This is a genomic window from Microcoleus sp. N3A4, assembly GCF_036701805.1.
Classification (GTDB): Bacteria; Cyanobacteriota; Cyanobacteriia; order Cyanobacteriales; family Microcoleaceae; genus Microcoleus.
The window spans coordinates 35,324-59,335 of record NZ_JAUBRJ010000037.1 but is presented as its reverse complement, the minus strand read 5'-3'; the positions used below and the strand labels follow the sequence as shown (position 1 = coordinate 59,335).

Sequence of the window (24,012 nt, the reverse complement as noted above, 5' to 3'; positions counted from 1 at the left end):
ACTAAATCAGGAGATTTTGACATGGATAATATAATGCCTCCCAACAATCCATCTGTTGTAACACCAGCCGAAGTTACATTGGTTCCCAATAACTCGCTTTTGACAGAAACCCCTGAAGAGGGACGGCAACTGGCAGTCAAAATGGCACGGCTGATTATTAAAATGACTCAGCCTGATGAAGAAAAGCGCAAACAGTTACGAGAGGTTTATGGCAATGATGCCATGATGCTGATTGCAGTTGGTCACGTTGTCGCAATAGAATTTGCCACAGTCGCTGCTGCCAACAACTACTGGCGTAAGTAGGTACAAGTCAGAACCCCAACTTCTCAGACAAGTCGGGGTTCTGAACCGCTGGTAATGTATTCAATTTTTGACGAATGCACCATGAAAGTTTTGATTCGATTGATAGTTGGTTTTTTTGTCTTCACTCTAGTAATTTTTTGTAGATGTCGTCTACGGAAATCGTTCCTACCCTCGGTTTTATATGCTGGAAACCATCGCCCGCGTGCCTTACTTTTCCTATCTATCAGTGCTGCATCTGTACGAGACGCTGGGTTACTGGCGCAAAGCTGACTTGTTGAAAGTTCACTTCGCTGAAACCTGGAACGAATTGCATCATTTGTTAATTATGGAATCACTGGGGGGCGATCGCCTCTGGATCGATCGCTTCATCGCTCAACACGTTGCCGTGGCTTACTACTGGGTGGTAGTGCTGATTTATATGCTGTTTCCCTCTTACGCCTACTACCTGATGAAACTGATTGAAGGTCAATCGATTGCGCGATTTTAGATTTTAGATTTTAGATTAAAGCATTGACCCCACGGATAAATTCGGGGGGCAAGTTTCATCGGATACAGGTTTTTTATTTCTGGACGGATGAATCACGTGGCGGGTATCCTGGATGCTTTCGGTCATGCCTATCACACCTATGACGAATACTTGAAAACCTATGAAGCCCAACTGAAAGCTCAACCTGCGCCCCAGGTGGCAATCAATTTCTATCGGGATGGCGATCTTTATATAGCGGTTCTCAGAAAGATGAGGTACGTTGTTGGGCTTCAGCCCTCTTAGATGACGAAGACGAACACGTCAAAACGATGGTGACACTCCAGAAACCAGAAGCGCGGCTAACTTTCAAAAGTCCCCATACAGTTGTTGAAGCGGTCGCTGCCAACGCAGATAAAACGGGTTGGTTGTAGGAGGTGTTATAATTTGAAATTGGATTGCAATTCGATCTGAATGATGGCAGTCCAATGAGTTCTACAACATTCTTAAGAACTATGAAAACACTACTGAAAAAATCAGCTTTACTCCTTGCTCTACCAATCTGTGTCTTAGCTAATTTTTCCTTACCTGCGTCTGCTGATTCTACTGCTGACCTCATCCTCAGTACGAGATGCCAGGGTGGTTACAACATTAATATTTGGAAAAAGAAGGCTTCGGGTGAACTGCTATATCGCTCGACCAGTTCCAACGGTAATTTAAGTTTGGGCGGAGGTACTAGCAAAGCTACAGAAGGCGTTCGAGTCTATAAGTTTCGGAAGGGCAATTATCAATATTGGGTGTGGGATGGCACGTTGGATAGCCCGAAGTCTGGAACTTTAGAGGTGTACAAAAACAACCGTATCTTGATGCAGAAAGCTTGTAGGAAAAGTTGAATCTTCTAGCCTGACTAAGTTAATCGATTACATACAACAAAGCAGGAGAATGTTATGACGAACTATGACTACATTGTAATTGGTGCAGGTTCGGCAGGCTGTGTTGTCGCCAACCGTCTGACAGAAGACAGTGAAACAACCGTGTTGTTGCTCGAAGCTGGCAATCCAGATACGAAACCAGAGATTCAAATCCCGTTGGAATGCTTCAACTTACTAGGCTCTGAGGTAGACTGGGCATACTTTACAGAACCAGAACCTTACCTCAATAACCGCAAAGTCTTTCATCCCCGCGGCAAAGTCTTGGGCGGCAGCAGTTCGATTAATTTCATGCTTTATGTCCGAGGCAATCCTCATGATTACGATCGCTGGCAAGAATTGGGTAATCCCGGTTGGAGTTATCAAGATGTATTGCCATATTTCAAGAAATCTGAAAACCAGCAACGAGGTGCTTCCGAATACCACGGGGTTGATGGGGAGTTGAGCGTTACGGATCTAATTTCCCCGGCACCGATATCCCAACGATTTGTAGAAGTATCTGTAGCAATGGGATATCACAACAATCCTGATTTCAATGGGATGCACCAAGAAGGCGCAGGACTCTATCAGATGACGATTAAAGATGGAAAACGGCACAGTACCGCTGCTGCATTCCTGGTGCCAATTCTCGATCGTCCCAATTTGACAACAACGACAGCAGCGTTGGTGACTCGATTGTTGTTTGAGGGAACCCGCGCCGTTGGGGTGGAATATATGCACGAGGAAACGCTGCACCAAGTCCGGGTTAACCGGGAAGTGATTTTAAGTGCTGGCGCATTCGATTCGCCTAAGTTGCTGATGCTTTCGGGCATTGGTAATCAAGAATACCTGGAATCATTGGGTATTTCTGTAGTAGTCGATTTGCCTGGTGTCGGTCAAAACCTCCAAGATCATCCTCTCATTCCTGTGGTACACCTGGCAACTCAGGATTTACACCCTGCAATCACCAGTAGTATCGTTGAAGCCGGATTGTTTTTGCATAGCGAGGGTAATCTGGATGCTGCGCCTGATTTACAGTTGATCTTCAGCCCTGTTGTGTTGACATTCCCTCCTAGTTCTGATTCGGGATTCACTGGTTTAGTATGTTTGATCCATCCTGAGAGTATTGGTAGTGTATCTTTACGATCGCCCGATCCGAAAGATCCACCAATGATTCGGATGAACTATCTCCAAAGTGAATCTGATGTGCAAAAAGTCATTGCAGGAATTAAATTATTCCGCAAATTATTTCAGACAAGTGCCTTTGATGAGTTTCGAGGTGAGGAAGTCGCTCCTGGTGCCGATGTTAAGAGCGATGAAGCCATCGAAGCCTACATCCGGGAAACGTGCGGTACGGTGTTTCATCCTGTCGGCACCTGCAAAATGGGAACTGACTCAATGGCGGTTGTAGACTCTGAACTCCGCGTACATGGAGTTGAGGGGTTGCGTGTGGTAGATGCTTCCATCATGCCAACAATCACCACAGGAAATACGAATGCGCCGACAATTGCGATCGGCGAAAAGGCAGCAGATTTAATTAAAGCCGCAGGTTGCGTTTCACAGCAAGTACAGGAAGCAATGACAAATTAACAGGGAGTGCGATCGATTAAATAGCCTTGACTGTTTCTTTGCCAACTATGAGCTAGCTCATAGAAGTTGTTGTTTAAAAATGTCAGACTCAAGGTAGTTCAAGGTTAGGAGGGTAGCGATATGACTCTCACAAAATCAAACACAACTGCATCCCAAGTAGAAACTCTCGCCAAACTCTACCTGGAAGGCAAGCCAGCCGAGATTTCAGATGAAACCATCACCCAACTCTGTGATTGGCTGATGGGTGAGTTCCAGAGATTGCCCTTAAATCTAAAATTTTCAGATTATATGCGTTATGACAACGCTGAAAAAATGTTTGCAGATATTGAGCTTCAGCAACTTTGGGTATCCGCTGAGAGTTACGATTCTGCTGTTTATCCTAATCCTATTTATGGATTTATTTTTCATGGAATGCACGATTACGACCACTACTTGACGGATACTGAATTCAGTTTGGAAGGGGAAATCGTGGCTTACAAATTCACTGCAAAACGTGCGCCGAGTTTAGATATTCAAAAGATTCTCTACTCCGAAATTGTGCTGCGATCGGCTGCCTATCTTTATTTAGGACATATGGCTGCTCCTAAAATAGTTTTTCTCTAATTAATTATATAGGTAAAAGAGAATGCAGGAATGTCCTTGTTGTTCTGAGCCATTGTTGCGGCACATTCACAAACAAAAAATTTGCTGGTTTTGTCCCCAATGTCGGGTAATGATGCCAGCTATTTCCGAAGTAAAAGTTACTTCAAATATTAGCATAGGAGAAGCATGATGATGACCCAACATTGAAACTGTGGGAGCATCTCAGTTTTGCAAAAAGCATTTTTTTTTTTATTATAGTGCGAGCTTAAGAGCTCGCGTATTCTACAAATCGCGAGCTCTTAAGCTCGCACTATAAATGCAAAACTGAGATGCTCCCGAAACTGTTATGCACCCACCAGGATCTTAAGGGTCAGTAAGACTTGTGATGTTACAATCAAAAGATGTTAGTTGCTCTCGTTGGATGTTAGCTCGCCCATGATTGAGTTGCAATCGGATTTAGAATATGTTGTGACCGATCGCTTAAAAGTCTCTCTAGATGCGATCGCACAATTTTGCCAGCGCTGGAACATAGTCGAGTTTGCCCTGTTTGGCTCAGTGCTCCGGGATGATTTTCGCCCTGATAGCGATGTGGATGTATTAGTTACTTACGAGCCATCGCACCGCCTCACGCTGTCTCATTTATTGGGTATGCAGGAAGAAATAGAGAGTTTATTTCACCGTCCTGTAGATTTGGTGGAAAAAAAGCTGTTAAAAAATCCCTATCGGCGATCGAACATTTTGAAAACGCATCGAGTGATTTATGCAAGCGAACGATCGGAATAATGATTCACTTTGGGACATGGCGCAGGCAATTCGTCGGATTCAGGAGTTTACTGCTGATTTTTCATTGGAGACTTATCTGGAAAGTGTTTTGATCCAAAGTGCCGTAGAGAGGCAGTTGGGGATTTTGGGCGAAGCAGCTAGGAGAGTTTCGATCGAGTTTCAGCAGTTTCATCCCGAAATTGATTGGCGGAATGCGATTAACTTACGCAATATTTTGGTGCACCGTTATGACCAAGTGAGTTCGGAAGTTATTTGGAATATAGTTACAAGTATTTTGCCTAGTTTGCTGGTACAAATACAGGCATTACTGCCACCGTTACCTGATGATATTTGATATCGCGATCGGTCAAATCCCTCCGCTGAGGGCTTGAGGGCGATCGATCCGGTTTGTAGTGAGGACTTTAGTCCCCAGGAGCCTGCGGGCTAAAGTCTTCACTATAAACTAATCTTAATTGATATCATTCAATCGGACATCAACTACGGTAGCTGACCTAATTTTTGAGTAAGAATCGCTACAGCCACTTCGTAATCTTTTCCGAGGAGGTAAGCAAAATGATAATAGCTGGCAAGATAGAAATCGCAGCCAAACTTCTGGTAGCGATCGCAGATCGCCAGAAATCCATAACGGGCATCGCTGGGCTTTGTGAACCAATCGCGATGGTAAGAGTCCTGAAGAAACAGGGTGAGTGTCTGTTTGTCAGCACTCGGAATCAATCGAATGGGATAGATGCTGGCATGGTGCGATCGCGGCACTGGCAACAGCAAGTTATACTCTTCAACTGTGAGGAAATCTGCCAGACTATCTTCGGTGCGAGGAAAATAGGATTTCTCCGGTAACTTGAGAAAATGGTGCCATGCCATCCAAAATTCGTGTTTGCTGTCAAATCCCGGATCGATATCTAATCGCCACTGTTCGTCTTGACATAAATCATCGAGAACATCTTGGGGCAAATCCGTGAGTTTCATAAATTTTTCCCCTGCAATTTTTTAACCAATTATATCGACTATTTTAATAGGTTTTTCTAGAATAAAGAGATATTTTACAAGAGCGATCGCCCGCAAATAAAAGATGCGCGATCGCACTCCACTTATTTTTAATTCTCTAGCTCCTTTAACGGTTCAAACACCAAAACAGAATCGATCGCCCGTAGAGCCTCCGACATTCGCAACTCATGCGCTCCTCCCACAGTAATATACCGCTTTCCTTTCTTCTGAAGAACCTCAACAAACCACTGGTGCATAGTCATCCGTAAATGTTCGCTTTCTCGTGTTCCATCCTGAACAAACCCGAAATCCGGCTGAGTCAAAATATACAAATCATAGCGGCGGCTGTCTGCAATTTGCTCGATCGTCCGATGTTCCGAACCAACGTAACGTTTGTGCCAAATACAAGTAGCTAAAGAATCTGTATCGCAAATAACTACTTTGTTAGCGCGAGTAGCAATATCGTCTTCTATAGCAGTTTGTTTCTTGGCAATTTCTACAAATTCATAGCTGTCCCAAATTTCAGGATCGGGCGAATATTGCCGGCCTTCCCAGTAACACCTGCCGTATTCGGGCACCCAAACAGTTTGGTAGTGCTGTGCGAGCGATCGCGCTAGGGTAGTCGTGCCGCTCGATTCTACACCCAGCACGCAGATTCGTTTGGCAAAGTAGGCCTTGGCTGGGGGAGTCAGCATTTGCCAGTGTTCGGCTAAGTGCGATCGCAATTGCGTTCCAGAAATCGGGAATTTGAGCCGTTCGCGATCGACTGCACAGTGTTGAGATCCCATCAGTTTTGCCCAAGGTTCGCCGTAATCTTCGGAAGTAAAAGCGATATCGGGTTTCCGCCCGCAAAGCACCTCAAGAGTCCTCTGAGCCCAAGGTTCGGGCGCTTCCGGCAAATCGTCGAGCACTTCGATAACTTCTGCGTCGGGATGCAAAAACCGAATCCAGTCGGCTCTAACGCTTCCTGCAACTGCTTGATTTGTTTTGTAACAGGCGAGAACGATTAAACGGTCAACCTTTTTTTTAGCTTCTCGAATTAAGTAGTCGTGTCCTTTGTGGAAGGGGTAAAATTTGCCTACAGTAACACCGAGTATCATAAAGATTGCTGCTGTTTTAACTTTTGTTCCGAGTAAATCCGCTGAAAATTTTGTAGTCCATGAATTGCCATCAACCAAAAAATCGCGTACAAAATACTCGTCAGATATAGCCCCCGCGAGGCATATAATGGAACGTAAATCGTGTCTGCAACAATCCACAAATACCAGCTTTCGAGATAGCGTTCCATCAGGTACAACTGGGCGATCGCGCTTAAGATGGTCGTCAGGGCGTCCCAAAATGGTGCTGCCCCGCCCAAAGATACTAATACTGTTCGCAAGCCAAATACGCCAACTGCAACTAAGACTGCGGTGAGGATGAGCCAGCGTTGAGAAATTCGACATACAGGTTTTTCAGTGCTGTTTTCTCCGCCCCGCAGCCAAATATAAATTGCTTGCAAGCTCGTGATTAAATAGAATAATTGAATCGCAACTTCGCCGTAAAGTTTAACTTGATAAAACACCGCAGCGTAGGCGATAACTCCGATTAAGCCGATCCACCAGCCGAGGGGATTGTTTTTAGCAAGCAGCCAAACGCTCCAAGCAGAAGCGATCGCGGCGATCGCTTCGATTAAGTCGAGCGGGATAGGGACAAACTGCTGTACTGAAAGCAGGAGCACGAAGATGCTTGCTGCGGAGCCGATTAAGTTTGGCAGGTTCGCTTTTTTCATGGAAAGCCCTATTTCGCCAGGCTATATTGACTGCGAAATCAAATCCGAATCGCTTTTTTCTTTTGAGCGATCGACTGAAAAATCTTCATAGTACGATCGCTCAGTATTCACATCCCACAAATCGTGCTTTTCGCCGAGAATATTTCTCACGGCCAGCATTCCAGTCAGCATAGAATGGTCTTGGTTGTTGTATCGGTGCATACCGTTGCGCCCGATCGTCTGCAAATTCTCAATTCCCTTCAAAAAACCTTCAAGTACCTGCAAGTGTCCGCGATATTCCCCATCATAAACTGGATAAGCTTTAAGTTGCCGTATGACAACTCCATCTTCAACCTCGGCAGTTGTTGCTAAACCCAAACCAACCAACTCGCGAGTTGCTAATTCGACAAGTTCAGCGTCCGACATTTCCCAAATCTCGTCGCCTACACTACAGAAATATTCCATTCCCAAACAACTTTTGCTGGCGTCTGGAACTAAAGCGGCGCTCCAATTCTTAAAGTTTTGAATTCGTCCCACTTTGACTTCGGGGGAGTGAATGTAAATCCAGTTGTCAGGAAACAAATCCTTGCGATCGACAATCAGCGATACAATCAAAAAATCTCGATATTTGAGCGATCGCGCGGCGTGCAACACCTCTTCTGGCGGCTGCGGTTTCAGCCTTGCTACCAGCGCCGATATCGGCATACTCGTAATGAAATTATCCGCCGAATATTGAACTAATTCTCCGTTCTGCTCAGCAGTAATACTTTTAATTTTATTCCCTTCACGTTCAAAGCTAATCACTTTAGTATCGAGATAAACTTTGCCGTCTTTATTTTCCACAGCTTCCGCGAACTTTTCCCACATCATCCCCGGCCCCAAAGCCGGATAATCAAATTCTTTGATTAATGTTTTAGTGTCGTTGCTGCCAAACAAAGCATTAATAATTGCTGTCGTCAGCGACAATCCTTTAATTCGCTGCGCCGCCCAATCTGCTTGAATTTCCGAACAAGGAATTCCCCAAACTTTTTCAGTGTAAGTCTTAAAAAATGTTTTATACAAGCGTTCGCCAAAACGATTGATCACCCACTGTTCAAAAGTTTTTTCTTCCTTAAGCGGCCAAATTCTAACTTTCAGATAACTCAAAATAATTAGCGTACTCTCAATTATGCCCAAATTAAAGAGAGTATTGAAGGCACTGATCGGATAGTTAAAAAATTTACCTCGATAAAAAATTCGCGACAATCGCGGCACTTTAATAAACTTATTTCCCAGTACCTCTTGCCACAACTGCTGCACGGCTTCAACTTTAGTATAAAAGCGGTGGCCGCCAATGTCGAAACGATAGCCTTTGTAGGTTTCGGTACGAGCTATTCCCCCAACTTTATCACCTTTTTCCAGTACAACAGGGATGATGCCCTGCTTGACTAACTCGTAGGCTGCAGTCAAACCCGCAGGGCCTGCACCGACGATCGCAACAGGATAATGTTTCACGCTTGCCTACCTCCAGCTTTTTGATCTAAAACTATACAGTTATTTATAACTTCTAAAATTGATAGATGCACCCGTGAATACCCTGAGAAACTATGGAGCGACCTGATGTTGAAGGACGATTTGCCTTGATTTACTGAGCGGATACCGGCAAGCTAACTTTGCCAGTCAAGGGTTTTTTTTGGTATAAGTGGCGACCAGTGCCGATCGCAAATGCCAGTCCGCTGTAAAAGTAGAAAAGCCAGTGCCAAGGAATTGTTTTGAGGGCAAATACGATACCGTGTTTACGGTGAAAAAATCGGTAAAGTGGTGCATTAATTGCTACCAACGGTATTGCCAGCAAACTAGCCAGTACCAGACAGCTCACCGACCAGCACGTCCCCAAAATTGCTAGCAGCACTGCATAAGTTAAAATTACGCTGATCCGGTTTGAAACTTGCAAATTGAGGTCATTATTCAATTGGCGATCGCGCCAAATCAGTTCCGTCCAAGGCAGCGCTCGGTAGAAAAAGTCAGCTTTCACCATCCCCATCGGTTCCCAGCGCTTTAAATGCTTCACCTGCAATGTTTTGCACAGCCGAATTTTATAACCTGCTTGTTTCAAACGGTAGCCGAGTTCAATATCTTCGATCGAAGCTTGGCGGTAACTCTCATTAAAACCACCCATCTGCAAAAAAATTTCCCGGCGAATCACTCCGCACGCGCCCCAAAAAGTCGAAGCTTCTTCATTACCTGTTTGGTGTACGTAGTGGTGCAGCAAGTTCCTGTACTGCGATAGAAAATCGGGATCTCCAGGATCGTCGTCGTAAGAGCCGATGAAAGCAGCCAAGTAGGGATTATTTTTGAACACCGAGACGGCATAACCCACAGCTTCTGGACAAACAGCGACATCAGCATCCACAAAAAACAGAATATCTCCCTTCGCAGCTTGCGCTCCCAAATTTCTGGCTCGGGCTGGGCCCCCGCACTCAGGAATTCTGATTAATTTGGCGCCGAATTCGTTGGCCAGACGCCAGGAACCGTCGCTTTCGCCATCTGCTACTACAATAATCTCGATCGGTCTCGGCACAGCTTGAGCCAGTTTTGACAAACAGGTGCGGAAGTAAGCGCCCCCGTTGTGGACTGGGATAATGACGGATACAGTGGGGTCGGCGGTAGAAATCATTACCTAAATTGTTTAAATTGCAGGGGCAAAAATTTGCTGGAATTTTCTTGGTGCTACTTTACTAAGGGTAAAATTAGCTCTACATTTTTATTTATAACTCGATTTCTGTTTGTATTCAACTAGATTTTTTGCTGTCATTCTCGATTGCATTTTTCCCCATTCATGCCTGTATTCTACGCCATGTCTTGCTGAGACTGACCTGATGCAGACAACAGCTTTACAAAATCTTTAAATATATCATTGTTTGTGTAAACTTGCGAAAAAGCCCCAGCAGCATTTTTGTGATGCTTTGTTCCACCGTACAAGACATTGATTTTATAAGCAAGCACACCGTATAAAATCAAACATACTTTCTACGGAGACAGGCAGGCTGTCAGGACTTCCCCGGTACAGTTTTTGTTACAGACCTCATCCGCGAGTGACTCCTGCACCCAGTTTGTATCCAGACTGCGGTGTCAGTGCACATTTTATGAGTTTTGGCAATATATTTAAAATATACATCTTAAAATTTCCGACGGTGTACGATCGGGCTTTCGTAATTTGCTAACATACCCTTAGCTAGATCCCTTTGAGGCAAAACTTTTACATAAACAAGTTTTTATATTACATGAACACCTCCCAAAACAATTTAAATCAGCCATTAGTTTCAGTCATCATACCAGCTTACAACGCTGAAACTTTTATTGCTAAAACATTAGAGTCTGTCTTATCTCAAACTTATCAAAACATAGAAGTTTTAGTAGTTGACGACGGCTCTACAGATACCACAGCCGAAATCGTCAAATCTTTTGCTCAAAAAGATAGCCGAGTCAGCTTATTACCGCAGTCAAATGCCGGCGTCGCCGCCGCTCGCAACCTAGCAATTGAAAAATCTAGCGGCGAATATATTGCTCCCATCGATGCCGACGATATTTGGTACCCGCAAAACCTAGAAAAACAAGTCGAATGCTTAATTAAATCAGAACAATCCGTAGGAGTTGTCTATTCCTGGTCGCTTGATATCAACGAAAACGACTTATTCACTGGTGGATTTTACAACTCCACCATCGAAGGAGAAGTATACAAAGCCTTAGTTTATAAATATTTTATGGGTAATGCGAGTTCATCTCTGATCCGCCGCATTTGTTTCGAGAGAGTCGGCGGTTACAATTGCCAATTGAAAGCCGAAAACGCCCAAGGCTGCGAAGACTTGGAACTTTTTCTCCGCATCGCTGAGCATTATCAATTTAAAGTAGTGCCAGAATTTTTAGTTGGCTACCGACAGATTCACAGCAGTATGTCTTGCAACTATGCAGCAATGGCAAAATCTCACTCTCTAATTATGGCAGAGGTGCGGGAGCGGCATCCTGAAATTCCTGCCAATATTTATCGCTGGTCTAACAGCAGTTTTTATATATACAATTTAGCCGTTAAAAGCAACCGTAACGGCAACCATCGGAGTACATTGTTTTGGCTGTATCGAGCTTTTAGAGAAGATTTATTTATGACTATTTTACGCCACAACTTCTACATTTTATCAATAGAAAGTATATTAAAAATTCTACTTTCACCAGTTACTCCATCTCGGTCAGACTTAAAATCAACACCAACAGAGACTGAAGGCACAACAATTTCCACCATCAAGACGCGAACCAGGATTCATAAAATGCTCCCGTCCCAGGTTTATGAAAAAATGCGATTCAATAATTTTGCCAATCGATAACGCAAATAAACCCAATATCAAACAACCAGATTTCTTAAAGAAACCTGGTTTTTGAGGCAAGCTATGGAAGAGAGTTAAATCAACGGAAATAAATTTTTGCTTCTTCCTTCTACTTATATATCTCTAAGCGTGAGAAGCTGTAGCAGTTTGAGATTTCGGCTGCTTACCGTCGGGCGAAATAGATTCCCCTTCAATAAACGATCGCAGCATCCAAGCCATTTGTTCGTGCTGTTCCATTAAACCAGTCAAAAAGTCTGCGGTTCCGTCATCCTTAAACTCTTCACCGCACTGTTCGACGTGTTGGCGGAGATTGCGAATAATCAGTTCGTGGTCGTCAACTAAACGCGACACCATCTCAGTCGCTAAAGGCAAATCGCCAATATGTTCTTTAATCGAACCGTACTTCAGAAAACCCTCAGCAGTACCAATTGGATAGCCACCTAAAGTTCTCACCCGTTCGGCCATAGCATCGATATTTAGTGTTAACGCCTGATAGTGTTCTTCCCACAACTGGTGGAGCGATCTAAACTGCGGACCCACTACATCCCAGTGATACTTTTTGGTTTTGATTAACAGCAGATAAGCATCTGCCAGGTCGTGATTCAACAGTTCGATAACGCCTGCACGCTGCTCGTCAGATAGACCTATGTTTAACTTACGCATTGAAATTGTCCCCTTAAATTTCTGTTTACATTTATTAAAACAAATTGCGCCAGCCACTTACATCAACCCAGAGGACGATCGAATTTTATTAAAATATCTGCATTTCAGGTTAAAGTAATCGCAATATAGATACCCTTAGATAGATGCAATGAAACTTTTTGTTCCAGGCCGCCTTTGTTTGTTTGGCGAACACAGCGATTGGGCCGCAGGTTATCGCCCGCGCAATCCCGCTATCGAAAAAGGCTGCACTCTGATTGCCAGTACAAATCAAGGAATTTATGCCGAAGTTAACCAACATCCCACACACTTGATTTTGCGGGCTGCTTTAAATGACGGCACAAAAATTGAAGCTGCACTCCCGATGGAAAAAACTGCTCTGCTTGCTGAGGCACAAACAGGAACTTTTTTCAGTTATGCAGCCGGTGTTGCTTATCAATTTCTCTCGCACTGCGGCGTGGGAGGACTAGAAATTGACAATTATTTAACAGATTTACCAATTCAGAAAGGCTTGTCATCAAGTGCCGCAATTTGCGTGTTAGTAGCCCGCGCTTTCAATCGCTTATACGATTTAAAAATGAACGTCCGCGCCGAAATGGAAATGGCTTATCTAGGGGAGACTGCAACACCTTCGCGCTGCGGCCGCATGGATCAGGGTTGTGCCTATGGAAATCGCCCGATAATGATGATTTTTGACGGCACGGGAATGGATGTTGTTGAGCTAAAAGTTGCCAAAGATTTGTTTTTTGTAATCGTTGATTTGGGCGCTAGCAAAAATACTCAAGAAATTCTGGCAAGCCTGAATCAGGCTTACCCGTTTGCGGCGAATGAAGTTCAAGAAAACGTGCAGAAATATCTCGGTGCAATTAGTTCTCAAATTACCCAAGCTGCGGCCTCCGCTTTACAGCAGGGAGATGCAGTTAAAATCGGCGAGTTGATGAAAGTTGCCCAGAGGGAATTTGACAGGTATTTAATCCCCGCTTGTCCGGGGCAATTAACTGCTCCAGTTTTGCACGAAATCCTAAACTATCAACCGATTCAGCCTTATATTTTGGGAGGGAAGGGAGTAGGTTCTCAAGGAGACGGCACGGCGCAGTTGATCGTGAAAGATGAGGACGGCCAGCAGGAAGTTATCGATATTATAAACAGCGATTTCCCGCAGATGGAATGTCTGAAACTGACAATCCGTTCTCAGTACAGAGTCCGCAAAGCCGTGATTCCGGCGGCCGGTTTCGGCACTCGGATGTTTCCGGCTACTAAGGCAGTCAAGAAAGAATTCTTTCCAATTATCGATCGCGACGGCCGCGCTAAACCGATAATTTTGGCAATTGTGGAAGAAGCTTTGAGCGCGGGAATCGAAGAAGTTGGTATAGTGGTGCAAAAGGGCGATCGCACTTTTTTTGAAGATTTCTTTAAAACTCCCCCGTCTCCCGAACTTTTCCAAAAATTGTCTCTGCAAAATCAGGAATACAGCCAATATTTACAAGATTTGGGGCAGAAAGTTACAATTCTGACTCAAGATATTCAGGAAGGATTCGGCCACGCGGTATTTTGTGCTAAAGAATGGGCAAACAGCGAGCCATTTCTCCTGCTTTTGGGCGACCACATTTACTCCTCGCAAACTGAAAGTTCTTGCGCGCGTCAGCTATTGGATATCTACTCGCAAGTGCAGCAAAGCGTAATTGGTTTGAGAGTAACACAAGCTGAGGTAATTCATCACTACGGCTGCGCGGCGGGAGTTTGGCAGGAACAAGATGCTATTTTGTCTGTGACGCAACTTTACGAAAAGCCGGATATCGAGTATGCGCGGCAGCATTTAAGCGTAGAAGGAATGGCGGACGATTTATTTTTATCAATGTTTGGGATGTATGTCCTCGATCCTAAAATATTTGATTATTTGGAAGAACATATTAATGGCAATTTTCGAGAAAGAGGCGAATTCCAGTTAACCTCGTGTTTGGATAAATTGCGGCATTTCGAGGGAATGGCTGGTTATGTTGTGCAAGGGCGGTGTTTTGACACGGGATTGCCGGAGGTTTATCGGCAGACGCTGATTGATTTTCCCCTATCTGGTGAGTCGATCGCTTAATCAGCCTTAAAATGGAGCCTGACAGCTCACAACTACAGCATATTCCATGTATGTGCGGTACACACAATCTTGTAGTAAGGTGCGTCGCCACGGGTCAATCTGCAAGTTCCATTTAAAAGGTCGCAGCGACGCACCCTACATATTAACATCACACAATATAAATATAGCGGCTGCTGTACTTCATCAACCTGGAATATGCTGTATCAAAAATCCTATCAAGCCTAATTTTGCCGCACTGCGTGTCCCGACACCGGTTTCTGCCTAGATAATTCGCATCGAAACCAAAGATTTTGCGAATAAACCGGGTTTCTTTTGTTAGCGCGTCCGACCGCATTCCAGTCTTCACTGCGAGGAAGTAGGGGCAATCGCCGGTGGTTGCCCCTCCCCACTTAGAGATAATATCTAACCGTTGTTACAACCCGACTTCTCTTCGCCCGCAAAGACGCTTTCAAGAAAAAAGCAGTTTGATTGTGCAGCAGTCCCTCCCACCAATTTTGGGTCACAAAAGCCGGAATTATCAGCGTTAAAAACACTCCCGGTCGCTGCTCTTCAAACAAAGCCAAAAACTGAGTCAAAGCCTCACTAACAGAACGGTAAGGCGATTCCAAAATTTCCAAAGGAATATCAGACTGCAAATCTTGCCAAGCTGCTTGTAATTTTGCTCGATCTGTCAAACCAATATCCACGTGAACTGCCACAACTTCATCAGCAATTAAACGAGCGTAATCGAGGGCCTCGAAAGTTCCTCGGTGCAACTGCCCGACTAACACAACTGCCGGATGTGTCACCGCCTTAACTCTAGGTCTGCGAAGATAAGACCTCGGTTCTATTCCCTGAATGCTCAAGCGAGCCGCTACATACCGATAGTGCCGGTGAATAGCTAAAAATAGACTGACTACGATCGGAATAGTTACTACGACAACCCAAGCTCCCAAAAGGAATTTTGTAGCGATAATTACACCCAAAACTCCCGTTGTTGCCACTGCACCAATACCGTTCATTACAGCACTAACTTGCCAACCTTTACCTCGTTCCTTAAACCAGTGAATTACCATTCCCGATTGGGAGAGAGTAAAAGAAGTGAAAACTCCCACCGCATACAGGGGAAGCACCGCGCTCGTATTGCCTCGAAAGATGATAATTAAAAGAGCAGCGCAGAAGCTGAGCAGATTAATGCCATTAGAATAAACCAGGCGATCGCCCAACAGCGACAATTGCCTCGGCAAAAACCCGTCCCGCGCCAAAAAATAACAAAGTCGCGGAAAATCCGCATAACTCGTATTCGCAGCCAACAGCAAAATTAACAGAGTTGCAGCCTGCAAATAATAATAAAATATACCGACACCAAAAATCTGTTTTCCCAACACAGAAAGGAGCGTTTCATGTTCTGTAGGAATCACCTGATAAATATGAGCCAAGTAACTAACCCCCAAAAACATCGCTCCCAGAATTCCCGCCATATAGCTCAAAGTCAGGCGCGCATTCTTCCATTCAGGAGGCTTAAAAGCTAACACCCCGTCCGATATTGCTTCAACTCCAGTCAGGGCTGTACAGCCCGCCGCAAAGGCCCGCGCCAGCAGAAATAATCCCAAAGGTTCCTTAGCTGGAATATTTTGTAATGTCGGCAAAACATGACCTGTTGCCTGTTGGAATAAACCGCAGCCAATCAAAACAAAAATGCCAACGAGAAACGCATAGGTGGGAACCATAAATATATTGCCAGATTCCCGCAATCCCCTGAGATTGGCAAACATGATTAGGACAATAAAAACTAAGCACAGTTCAACTGTGTAGGGGTGCAGGGAGGGAACTGCTGAAGTCAAGGCTGCCACCCCAGCCGAAATACTGACTGTTACGGTGAGGATGTAATCAATCATCAGCGAACCTGCTGCGATCAAACCAGGATAAATACCTAAATTGTCTCGCGCCACAATGTAAGCGCCACCGCCGTTGGGGTACGCTTTAATTGTCTGTCGGTAAGACAGCGCAACGATCGCCAACAGTAAAATAATAATTCCAGAAATAGGCAGCGATAAACTCAAACTGCTACTCCCCGCTAGTAATAGCACCAGCAGAGTTTCTTGAGTAGCGTAGGCAACAGACGAAAGTGCATCGGAAGCAAGAACAGCTAGTCCTGTAGCGTTGCTCAGCCGTTCATGAATAGATGCGCTAGTGGGGAGAGATTCACCCAGTAAAAATCTCTTGAGTCGAGAATAAGTGTACATTGAAACTCAATATATAGGCGTCCACAAATCATAATCGAGACGGGGACCGTTTTAAGTATTTTTTGGCTTATAAGTTGTAATTCTCTCTCGCTTGTTGAGTCAGCTTCAGCTTGTGTTCGAGAGCTTGCCAATTTTCGGCTGCGATATCGCTGATGAACTCGTCGAGACTGTCGCGGTAAATAGAGAGCGATCGCAACAATTCCTCTCGATTGTACTTTGCCACCATCACTCCCAGCTCGGGATTGCCGCCCCCAACGCGGCTCGTATCCCGAAAACCCGAACTCGCCAAATGTTGGGCTAAATTAACAATATCCCGATCGCCTTCAAGATCGCAGGCAGCAACCAGCGTCGCGCTCGCCATTAGCGGCAAATGAGAAATCCAAGCCACAGCTCGATCGTGCTCTTCCGGCTCACATCGGTAAACTTTAGCACCCAGCAACCGTGCAATCTCCTCAACCTCATCCACCGCAAGCGCCGGCGTCTGAGCAGTCGGCGTCACCACGTAAGGCCGGCCCACAAACAAATCCGGCACCGCCGCCTCGATTCCGCTTTCAGCAGTCCCCGCCATCGGGTGTCCCCCCACAAAATTCGGCCACAGAGAAGACACAGCCTGCACTATAGGTGTTTTTACAGAACCGACATCAGTTACAATAGTATCCGGGGAAAGATAGGGCACCAACTCTCGGACGATCGGCTCGATCGACCCCAGAGGCGTGCAAATAAAAACCAGATCGGCTGCTGCGATCAGAGACAGGTGTATGCTGGCTTCATTTACAACACCGCGAGCTTGCGCCCGATCGCAAGTTTGCTGCCGACTCGAAACCCCAAAAACATCAAACCCGCGCGATCGCAAATCCAGCCCGATCGAGCCGCCAATTAAACCCAGTCCTACAATACCGATATTCATAGCAATAAAATGGGGATATTTGATACGGTGCCGCCCCCATGACAGTCGAGGAACTCCTGAAAAAATATGCCGCCGGAGAAAGAAACTTTGCCGGAATCAACCTGACTGAGGCCAACCTCAGCGGCGTCAACTTGAGCGGAGCCAACCTCAAGGGTGCGAATCTGAGTGTAGCAAACCTGAGCGGAGCCAACCTCAGCAAAACCAACCTCACCGGTGCCAAACTCAACATCGCCAGACTCAGCGGCGCCCATCTCGGCGGTGCCGACCTCACCGACGCCGACCTCAACGTTGCCTACCTAGTGCGAGTTGACCTCAAAAGAGCCACACTCACAGGAGCCAAACTGATCAGAGCCGAGTTAATTCGAGCCGAACTCAGCGGCGCTAACCTCAGCGGAGCCAACCTCAGCGGAGCCACCCTCACCGAAGCCACCCTCCGAGGAGCCAACCTCGCTCAAGCCAACCTTCGAGGCGCTCACCTCAGCGGCGCGTCCTTGACAGAAGCCAACCTCGAACAAGCCAACCTGCAAGGTGCCGACCTCAGCCGAGCCGACCTCAGCGGCGCAGACCTGCGAGGCACAGAACTGCGACAAGCCAACCTCACTCAAGCCATACTCAGCGGAGCCGACCTCAGCGGCGTCAATTTGCGCTGGGCCATCCTCAGCGGCTGCAACCTCCGCTGGGCAGACCTCAGCGAAGCCAAATTGAGCGGGGCCGACCTCAGCCGAGCCGACCTCTGCCACGCCAACTTGCTCAATGCCAGTTTAGTTCACGCCGACCTGTCAAATGCCTATCTGATCCGCGCCGACTGGATTGGAGCCGACTTAACCGGAGCCACCTTAACCGGAGCCAAACTCCACGCCGTTTCGCGACTGGGCATCAAAACCGAAGGCATGACCTGTAAGTGGGTCGATCTCAGCCCCAACGGCGACCACAGCCAAATTTACTGGTTGAACTCGGGGGGAACCCAGGAATTTTTTCACGAAACCTTGCCCACAGTTCGGATTGTGATTGACTCGCCCTTAGACCAAGGCGCTCATTTTGCCCTAGCTGCAACTTATTACCAAATTGCCCAACAATACCCGAGTTTAAGTCAGCCGCCCACGATCGAAGTCAGCTCAAGGCGCACCGTACTCGCCTTTAAAATGGACAGCGACGATAAATTATTTGCCACCGCTTACGTTGCCATCATTCCTTTTAACGACGCCGCCACAACTCAAAAAAACCTAATCGCTTTGATGAAAATGATTCAATCTCACGATGCAGGCAAACTTAACGTCAAAGAATCCAAACACGTCCAGTTATGTAGCAAAGCTCTCAACCAAGCTATCAGCAAAGTAGACCAAATCAAAATTTCAAGTTCTTTTCCCAAAATCGGCCAAAGCATCAATTTTTTTCAAATTCCTACACAGATGATCTTAATTAATTCCCGCGACCAAAGACTCAGCGTATATCACCACCCAGCCTTCGGCAAGCGCCTGATCAAAAAATACGACCCGAATAACTCAAGCGCAGGCAAGTTAATCGAAAGCACAAAATTGGGTCAAGCTAATATCACTACCATTTTGGATTTTATAAAAGGCTTCCACAATATCGATGTCTAGGCATATTGCATCTAGTTACAAAAAATGCTTATTCTATTTAAAAGGTTGGCACAACAAAGCTTTGTTCTAGCTAACACATCAGGGAATTTGAAAAGCATGGACGCCGAAGAACTCATCGCCAAATATGCAGCAGGAGAAAGAGACTTTACTGCCATCCTCCTTTGCGAGGCAAATCTCAGCAGAATCGATCTCAGCGGAGCTAATTTCAGCGAAGCAATCTTGAGCCTCACCAACATGAGTGGTGCCAATCTGTCAAACGCCAACATGAGAAAAGCCAAACTCAATGTTGCGAGACTCAGCGGTGTCAATCTCCACAAAGCCGACCTCAGCGGCGCTATCCTCAACGTGGCTAACTTGATTCGAGCCGACCTCAGCGAAGCCAAACTCGTCGAAGCTACACTGATCAGAGCCGAACTGATCAGAGCCGACCTCAGCAGTGCTAACTTAAGCGGCGCAAACCTCAGCGAAGCAGATTTGAGAGAAGCAACCCTCAGAGAAGCCAATCTAGAGCAAGCTGATGTCAGTGGGGCTCACCTCAGAGGCGCTTCCCTGACAGCGGCCAACTTGGAACGGGCCAACTTGCACAGAGCCGACCTCAGCAGGGCAGACTTGCGAGGAGTCAACCTCTGCAATGCCGAACTCAGACAAGCTAATCTGTCTCAGGCCAACCTCAGCGGCGCTGATTTGCGAGGCGCTAATCTCCGGTGGGCTGACCTCAGCGGGGCGAACCTGACAGGCGCTGACCTCGACGAAGCGAGATTGAGCGGGGCTAACTTGTACGGGGCAAATTTGAGCAATGTCAACCTGTTGAACGCTACTCTGGTACACGCGGATTTGACTCAAGCGAATTTGATTCACGCTGATTGGGTGGGGGCAGATTTGACGGGGGCTGCCCTGACGGGGGCAAAAATTTACGCGGTGTCTAGGTTTGGCGTGAAAGCAGATGACATTACCTGCGATTGGGTTGACCTCAGTCCTAACGGCGATCGCAGCCGCATTCAGCGCTTTACCCCAGAAGCATCTCAAAGGTTTTTTAATGCTACACCGCCGACAGTTCAAATTATTGTCGATCGACCTCTAGACACCGACGCTAACTTTGTCCTCGCAGCTACCTACCGCCAAATTGCCCGTCAATACTCGGGTTTGAGCAATCCTCCCAGCATAGAAGTTAATTCGCGGCGCACAATCATCTCATTTAGAATAGACCAGGACGAGCAACTATTTCTCACAGCTTTCGTTGCCATTATTCCCTTTAGCGACGCGGCATTTACTCAGAAAAATCTCATTACTCTGATCAAGATGATTCAACCCCAAAGCGGTAATAACCTGGGCGTCAGAGTCTCAAATCTGGTAGTGCAATTGAACGTGACCCTGACCAAAACAATTAGAAAAATAGGGGAAATGAAAATTCAGCCGATTCGCCTCGATCGCGAATCGGTATCGAGTTTTTTCCAATCGCCTACCCAAACTGTACTGGCTAACTCCAGCGCCGAAAGTTTGATGGTTCACTATCACCCAGACTTTGGCAGAAACTTGACAAATTTGGCGGGAGTCACCAAAACCTCGATCGGTCCTACAATTAAAGCCCAAAGATTCACAACCCCGCCGCTAAATACGGTCGTTGAGTTTGTCAAAAGCTTTTATCAGCTCGGTGAGTAAATACTATAAATTAATTTGAGATAATTTCTATTCATGCCATATAAAAATTAGCCGATTGCCCTTTCTGTCAGGTAAAAAAATGGAAGCTGAAGAACTTCTCAAACGATTTGCAATCGTCAAAAGATACACAGAAGGCGACAGAAATTTCACAGGAATCAACCTGAATGAAGCTAATCTCAGCCGCATCAACCTCAGCCAATCAATTTTAACGCGGGCTAGCTTATTTGTCACCAACATCAGCGGCGCTAACTTGAGCGAAGCTAACTTGAGCGAAGCTAACCTGAATGTGGCTAGACTCAGCAGCACCAATCTCTCGCGGGCAATCTTAAACGGGGCTACTCTCAACGTAGCAAACTTAGTGAGAGCCGATTTAAGTGCAGCTCAATTAATCGGAGCATCCCTGATTAGAAGCGAATTAGTCCGCTGCGAACTGAGCAAAACTAACTTCAGCGGCGCAAACCTGACTGAAGCAGATTTAAGAGAGGTAAAACTGACGCAAGCTAACCTGTCGGGTGCTAATCTTTCCGGTGCAAACCTCAGAGGTGCTTCGGCTGCTTCAGCTAACTTTCAAGCAGCTAACTTGCACGGCGCGGATTTGACGAAAGCAGATTTCAATGGTGTCAATTTGAGCAGTGCCGATCTGAAACAAGCTTCTTTACAGCAGGTAAATCTCAGCAGTGCCGATTTGAGCGGAGCTAACTTCAAATGGGCGGATTTGAGCGGAGCTAACCTCAACGGCGCCGATCTGAGCGAGGCTAACTTTAACGGAGCTAACCTCAACGGAGCAGATTTAAGAAATACTAATTTAGCCCATGCTAGTTTGGTTCACGCTGATTTGACAAAAACCAATTTGATTAACGCAGATTGGGTAGGCGCTGATTTGACTGGGGCAACTTTAACAGGGGCAAAACTGTATTTGGTTCCCCGGTTTGGCATCATCGCAGATGATATTACTTGCCAGTGGGTTGACATCAGCCCCGCAGGCGATCTTACTCAGGTTAAACAATTTAATTCGCCTTCAGAATCGAGAAAATTTTTAAATCACACGCCAGGGTTAGTGCAAATTGTGATTGACGCACTTTTAGACTACTCAGCAAACAGCACTTTAGCAACAGCTTACAGCGAAATAGCTCAGCATTACCGGGTAATGAGCTCTCCTCCCAATATTGAAATCGGCTACCGCCGGACAACTCTCACTTTTAGATTTGATAGCGACGAACATTTATTGCCAGGAGCTTTTTTAGGGATTCTTCCTTTTAATGACGCCTTAGAAACTCAGAGAAATCTTGTGGTGCTAGCCAAAAATATGGAAAGTCAAGATTTGAACAAAAAACGGATATTGCAGTTTTGTAAAGCATTGAATTCAGCGATAGATAATTTAAATGAGGTGAAAAGAATGCTGGAAACAGCAATAAATGCCGATCGCCAAACAAAATTTTTTCAGTCACCTACCCAAACTATTTTAATTAGTTCGGGGCAGGAGAGTTTGACCGTGCAGTCTCACCAGAATTTTGGTCGGCGAGGTGGAAATAATCAGGAAAGTAAATTCAAGTTGCCCGCGGGTAAAAAATTAGTTGATTTTATGGCAAGTTTTGATTATCTTGATTGATAAATCCCAACTGTAAAATCGATTGATTGAGGTAGAAGTCCACAACTCGCTGCTCCGCTTCCTGCGATCGAACTCCGAGCCGCACTGGCCCCATCATTTAACGATGGCGCGGCTCGTGGCGCGGGCTTTGCGCTTGGGGCGCAGCGCTCTGATCCAGACGGGGCTTCCCGCTGGAGCTTTCCGACAGCGGTATCGAGTCAGCTATTTGATGCCGATTTTAATGTGGCCGGAGCCTGTGATTTTAGTCGCGCCGACACCGCTGCTAGAACATTTGCAGGCGGTGGAAATTCCGCGCTTGCAAGAGTGGCTGCAAACTGAGCGGCCGATCGAGACTTATTCCGATCGTGCCACGGGACGAGGATTGATGCTAGCAGATCCGCAGTCTTGGCTGGCGGCTCGCTTGGCGGCGAATTCGCCACTTCACAGCAATATTCCGACAATTATTGACGGTGTGGATGACTTGGAAGTTTGGACTCGCCAGCAATTGACGGCGTGTTTGCAACCGGCTGACTGGAACGATTTAATGCAATCTCAGCCTTTGGAAGCCGATGCAATCCTCCAAGGGCGGGTAATGCTAACGCGGGCTTTCTTTCAGCATCCGCCTAAGCCTGATGAGTGCTATTTGCTGGAAACCGCAGAGCAAAATATTTTGAAGGGGCTGTTTGAAAGGATCGAGCCAAACTCGCTGATTCCGGCTGCTTGGAGCAATTTTTGGCAGCGGTGGGAAGCAAACGGCAGACTCAGGTGGGCTCAAATTAATCGATCGGGAGGGTCATTTTCTCTGTACTGCGCGCCGGTGCAGGTGGCTGAGGTTTTGAGCAAAATTTGGTCTGCAGTGCCTGTGGTGTTGATTGGGGGGGCGGTGGATGTGGAACCGAAGGCTCCGATCTTCCGGCAAATGCTGGGACTGCCAGAATTGACGAGCGTGAAGTTTTCGCCCGATCGACAAAGCGAATTAATTCAACTGTACATTCCCAACTGGCTGCCGCTGCCGAATACGCCGGAATTTCAGGGTGTTTTAATTGAAGAAATTCGGACTTTGCTGTTGATGAGCGCGTCAGTGGCGGGTTTAACGGTGCTGATTGTTGGTGATGTACCGCTGAAGGCTAGGCTGGCGGCGATTTTGGCTTCTGAGTTCGGTTCTCGGGTGCAGGTAGAAAAAACAGATGTGGGCGAGAATGCGATTTTGGTGACGGGGTGGGAGTTTTGGCGGGAACATCAGGGGGAATTGAGGGCGCCTCACTTGCTGGCGATCGCAACTTTGCCGCTACCTTCCTTGGAAAATCCTTTGGTGACGGCGCGTGTGGCTTATTATAAGGAGCAGCGCAGGGATTGGTTTCGGTTGTATTTGCTGCCGGCGGCGCTGAATGAGTTGCAGCGGGCGATCGCGCCGGTGCGAGAACGTCAAGGGGTGGTGGCGATTTTCGACAGCAGGGTGATTCACCGCAGTTACGGACAGCAGGTTTTAGCGGCTTTGAGTCCTTTTGCGAGGATTGATTATTTGGATACGACTTGGTTGACGCAGGCTTGAGATGACCTGTTGG

23 protein-coding genes are annotated in these 24,012 nt (G+C 46.3%); 14 read left to right on the top strand and 9 right to left on the bottom strand.

Going from position 1 to position 24,012, the window contains the following annotated elements:
* Nucleotides 1-21 precede the first annotated feature (21 nt).
* The 8 genes from QUA56_RS21020 (at nt 22) to QUA56_RS20985 (ending at nt 4,963) form a co-directional block, all read left to right on the top strand.
* Nucleotides 22-303 carry a hexameric tyrosine-coordinated heme protein gene (locus tag QUA56_RS21020; RefSeq protein WP_333361104.1) on the top strand — a complete coding sequence of 94 codons (282 nt, stop codon included), beginning with the start codon at nt 22-24 and terminating at the stop codon, nt 301-303.
* Between the two features lie 181 nt (nt 304-484).
* Complete coding sequence (locus tag QUA56_RS21015) at nt 485-790, top strand: alternative oxidase (RefSeq protein ID WP_333361102.1); 306 nt, start codon at nt 485-487, stop codon at nt 788-790.
* Between the two features lie 87 nt (nt 791-877).
* Nucleotides 878-1,072, top strand: coding sequence for a hypothetical protein (locus QUA56_RS21010; RefSeq protein ID WP_333361100.1), 195 nt, complete (start codon nt 878-880; stop codon nt 1,070-1,072).
* A 209-nt stretch (nt 1,073-1,281) separates the two neighbouring features.
* Nucleotides 1,282-1,659 carry a hypothetical protein gene (locus tag QUA56_RS21005; protein WP_333198476.1) on the top strand — a complete coding sequence of 126 codons (378 nt, stop codon included), beginning with the start codon at nt 1,282-1,284 and terminating at the stop codon, nt 1,657-1,659.
* A 54-nt stretch (nt 1,660-1,713) separates the two neighbouring features.
* A complete protein-coding gene (locus QUA56_RS21000) occupies nt 1,714-3,264 on the top strand; it encodes a GMC family oxidoreductase N-terminal domain-containing protein (RefSeq protein WP_333361098.1) in 1,551 nt (516 codons plus the stop codon).
* A 120-nt stretch (nt 3,265-3,384) separates the two neighbouring features.
* A complete protein-coding gene (locus tag QUA56_RS20995; RefSeq protein ID WP_333361096.1) occupies nt 3,385-3,867 on the top strand; it encodes a transposase in 483 nt (160 codons plus the stop codon).
* 414 nt (nt 3,868-4,281) lie between these two features.
* Nucleotides 4,282-4,629, top strand: a complete 348-nt coding sequence (locus QUA56_RS20990; RefSeq protein ID WP_333361094.1) for a nucleotidyltransferase domain-containing protein — start codon at nt 4,282-4,284, stop codon at nt 4,627-4,629.
* A complete protein-coding gene (locus tag QUA56_RS20985; RefSeq protein ID WP_333361092.1) occupies nt 4,607-4,963 on the top strand; it encodes a HepT-like ribonuclease domain-containing protein in 357 nt (118 codons plus the stop codon). Before QUA56_RS20990 ends, QUA56_RS20985 begins: the two co-directional genes overlap by 23 nt.
* Nucleotides 4,964-5,106: 143 nt before the next feature.
* Here the strand turns inward: QUA56_RS20985 and QUA56_RS20980 are convergent, their stop codons facing one another.
* The 6 genes from QUA56_RS20980 to QUA56_RS20955 all read right to left on the bottom strand — a co-directional run bounded on the left by QUA56_RS20980 (nt 5,107) and on the right by QUA56_RS20955 (nt 10,360).
* The gene (locus QUA56_RS20980) at nt 5,107-5,595 is read right to left on the bottom strand and encodes a hypothetical protein (RefSeq protein ID WP_333361090.1); all 489 of its coding nucleotides are present in this window, start codon (nt 5,593-5,595) and stop codon (nt 5,107-5,109) included.
* Nucleotides 5,596-5,723: 128 nt separating this feature from the next.
* Nucleotides 5,724-6,713, bottom strand: coding sequence for an AAA family ATPase (locus QUA56_RS20975; protein WP_333361088.1), 990 nt, complete (start codon nt 6,711-6,713; stop codon nt 5,724-5,726).
* A complete protein-coding gene (gene pnuC / locus QUA56_RS20970; RefSeq protein ID WP_333361086.1) occupies nt 6,710-7,381 on the bottom strand; it encodes a nicotinamide riboside transporter PnuC in 672 nt (223 codons plus the stop codon). The genes QUA56_RS20975 and pnuC overlap by 4 nt, the downstream gene beginning before the upstream one ends.
* A 21-nt stretch (nt 7,382-7,402) precedes the next feature.
* Nucleotides 7,403-8,854 carry an NAD(P)/FAD-dependent oxidoreductase gene (locus tag QUA56_RS20965; RefSeq protein WP_333361084.1) on the bottom strand — a complete coding sequence of 484 codons (1,452 nt, stop codon included), beginning with the start codon at nt 8,852-8,854 and terminating at the stop codon, nt 7,403-7,405.
* Between the two features lie 130 nt (nt 8,855-8,984).
* Nucleotides 8,985-10,016 (bottom strand): glycosyltransferase family 2 protein, encoded by a 1,032-nt coding sequence (locus tag QUA56_RS20960; RefSeq protein ID WP_333361082.1) that lies wholly within the window; start codon nt 10,014-10,016, stop codon nt 8,985-8,987.
* A 173-nt stretch (nt 10,017-10,189) separates the two neighbouring features.
* The gene (locus tag QUA56_RS20955; RefSeq protein WP_333361080.1) at nt 10,190-10,360 is read right to left on the bottom strand and encodes a hypothetical protein; all 171 of its coding nucleotides are present in this window, start codon (nt 10,358-10,360) and stop codon (nt 10,190-10,192) included.
* 263 nt (nt 10,361-10,623) lie between these two features.
* On the opposite strand from QUA56_RS20955, the gene QUA56_RS20950 reads away from it, so the two are divergent.
* The gene (locus QUA56_RS20950) at nt 10,624-11,718 is read left to right on the top strand and encodes a glycosyltransferase family 2 protein (RefSeq protein ID WP_333361078.1); all 1,095 of its coding nucleotides are present in this window, start codon (nt 10,624-10,626) and stop codon (nt 11,716-11,718) included.
* 123 nt (nt 11,719-11,841) lie between these two features.
* Here QUA56_RS20950 and QUA56_RS20945 read toward each other — a convergent pair whose 3' ends face one another.
* The gene (locus QUA56_RS20945; RefSeq protein WP_333361077.1) at nt 11,842-12,381 is read right to left on the bottom strand and encodes a Dps family protein; all 540 of its coding nucleotides are present in this window, start codon (nt 12,379-12,381) and stop codon (nt 11,842-11,844) included.
* 148 nt (nt 12,382-12,529) lie between these two features.
* Here QUA56_RS20945 and QUA56_RS20940 point away from each other — a divergent pair, with 148 nt between their 5' ends.
* Nucleotides 12,530-14,467, top strand: a complete 1,938-nt coding sequence (locus QUA56_RS20940) for a sugar phosphate nucleotidyltransferase (protein ID WP_333361076.1) — start codon at nt 12,530-12,532, stop codon at nt 14,465-14,467.
* A 389-nt stretch (nt 14,468-14,856) separates the two neighbouring features.
* On the opposite strand, the gene QUA56_RS20935 is transcribed toward QUA56_RS20940, so the two are convergent.
* Nucleotides 14,857-16,692 (bottom strand): APC family permease, encoded by a 1,836-nt coding sequence (locus tag QUA56_RS20935; RefSeq protein WP_333361074.1) that lies wholly within the window; start codon nt 16,690-16,692, stop codon nt 14,857-14,859.
* A 67-nt stretch (nt 16,693-16,759) separates the two neighbouring features.
* Nucleotides 16,760-17,599: a prephenate/arogenate dehydrogenase gene (locus QUA56_RS20930; protein ID WP_333361072.1), complete on the bottom strand. Its 840-nt coding sequence runs from the start codon at nt 17,597-17,599 to the stop codon at nt 16,760-16,762.
* Nucleotides 17,600-17,637: 38 nt separating this feature from the next.
* Here QUA56_RS20930 and QUA56_RS20925 point away from each other — a divergent pair, with 38 nt between their 5' ends.
* From QUA56_RS20925 to QUA56_RS20910, 4 genes are all read left to right on the top strand, one after another.
* A complete protein-coding gene (locus tag QUA56_RS20925; RefSeq protein WP_333361070.1) occupies nt 17,638-19,200 on the top strand; it encodes a pentapeptide repeat-containing protein in 1,563 nt (520 codons plus the stop codon).
* Nucleotides 19,201-19,296: 96 nt separating this feature from the next.
* Complete coding sequence (locus QUA56_RS20920) at nt 19,297-20,859, top strand: pentapeptide repeat-containing protein (RefSeq protein ID WP_333361067.1); 1,563 nt, start codon at nt 19,297-19,299, stop codon at nt 20,857-20,859.
* A 79-nt stretch (nt 20,860-20,938) separates the two neighbouring features.
* Nucleotides 20,939-22,468, top strand: a complete 1,530-nt coding sequence (locus tag QUA56_RS20915) for a pentapeptide repeat-containing protein (protein WP_333361066.1) — start codon at nt 20,939-20,941, stop codon at nt 22,466-22,468.
* A gap of 22 nt (nt 22,469-22,490) precedes the next feature.
* Nucleotides 22,491-23,999 (top strand): helicase C-terminal domain-containing protein, encoded by a 1,509-nt coding sequence (locus tag QUA56_RS20910; RefSeq protein ID WP_333361064.1) that lies wholly within the window; start codon nt 22,491-22,493, stop codon nt 23,997-23,999.
* Nucleotides 24,000-24,012: the final 13 nt, after the last annotated feature.

Bases quoted from the DNA above. Each gene is read 5' to 3' on its own strand.
- QUA56_RS21000 (WP_333361098.1), top strand. From the start codon at position 1,714: ATGACGAACTATGACTACATTGTAATTGGTGCAGGTTCGGCAGGCTGT.
- QUA56_RS20985 (WP_333361092.1), top strand. From the start codon at position 4,607: ATGCAAGCGAACGATCGGAATAATGATTCACTTTGGGACATGGCGCAG.
- QUA56_RS20920 (WP_333361067.1), top strand. From the start codon at position 19,297: ATGGACGCCGAAGAACTCATCGCCAAATATGCAGCAGGAGAAAGAGAC.
- QUA56_RS20935 (WP_333361074.1), bottom strand. From the start codon at position 16,692: ATGTACACTTATTCTCGACTCAAGAGATTTTTACTGGGTGAATCTCTC.
- QUA56_RS20930 (WP_333361072.1), bottom strand. From the start codon at position 17,599: ATGAATATCGGTATTGTAGGACTGGGTTTAATTGGCGGCTCGATCGGG.
- QUA56_RS20995 (WP_333361096.1), top strand. From the start codon at position 3,385: ATGACTCTCACAAAATCAAACACAACTGCATCCCAAGTAGAAACTCTC.
- QUA56_RS20980 (WP_333361090.1), bottom strand. From the start codon at position 5,595: ATGAAACTCACGGATTTGCCCCAAGATGTTCTCGATGATTTATGTCAA.
- QUA56_RS20990 (WP_333361094.1), top strand. From the start codon at position 4,282: ATGATTGAGTTGCAATCGGATTTAGAATATGTTGTGACCGATCGCTTA.
- QUA56_RS20950 (WP_333361078.1), top strand. From the start codon at position 10,624: ATGAACACCTCCCAAAACAATTTAAATCAGCCATTAGTTTCAGTCATC.
- QUA56_RS21020 (WP_333361104.1), top strand. From the start codon at position 22: ATGGATAATATAATGCCTCCCAACAATCCATCTGTTGTAACACCAGCC.
- QUA56_RS21005 (WP_333198476.1), top strand. From the start codon at position 1,282: ATGAAAACACTACTGAAAAAATCAGCTTTACTCCTTGCTCTACCAATC.
- QUA56_RS21010 (WP_333361100.1), top strand. From the start codon at position 878: ATGAATCACGTGGCGGGTATCCTGGATGCTTTCGGTCATGCCTATCAC.
- QUA56_RS20975 (WP_333361088.1), bottom strand. From the start codon at position 6,713: ATGATACTCGGTGTTACTGTAGGCAAATTTTACCCCTTCCACAAAGGA.
- QUA56_RS20940 (WP_333361076.1), top strand. From the start codon at position 12,530: ATGAAACTTTTTGTTCCAGGCCGCCTTTGTTTGTTTGGCGAACACAGC.
- pnuC (WP_333361086.1), bottom strand. From the start codon at position 7,381: ATGAAAAAAGCGAACCTGCCAAACTTAATCGGCTCCGCAGCAAGCATC.
- QUA56_RS20945 (WP_333361077.1), bottom strand. From the start codon at position 12,381: ATGCGTAAGTTAAACATAGGTCTATCTGACGAGCAGCGTGCAGGCGTT.
- QUA56_RS21015 (WP_333361102.1), top strand. From the start codon at position 485: ATGCTGGAAACCATCGCCCGCGTGCCTTACTTTTCCTATCTATCAGTG.
- QUA56_RS20960 (WP_333361082.1), bottom strand. From the start codon at position 10,016: ATGATTTCTACCGCCGACCCCACTGTATCCGTCATTATCCCAGTCCAC.
- QUA56_RS20925 (WP_333361070.1), top strand. From the start codon at position 17,638: ATGACAGTCGAGGAACTCCTGAAAAAATATGCCGCCGGAGAAAGAAAC.
- QUA56_RS20915 (WP_333361066.1), top strand. From the start codon at position 20,939: ATGGAAGCTGAAGAACTTCTCAAACGATTTGCAATCGTCAAAAGATAC.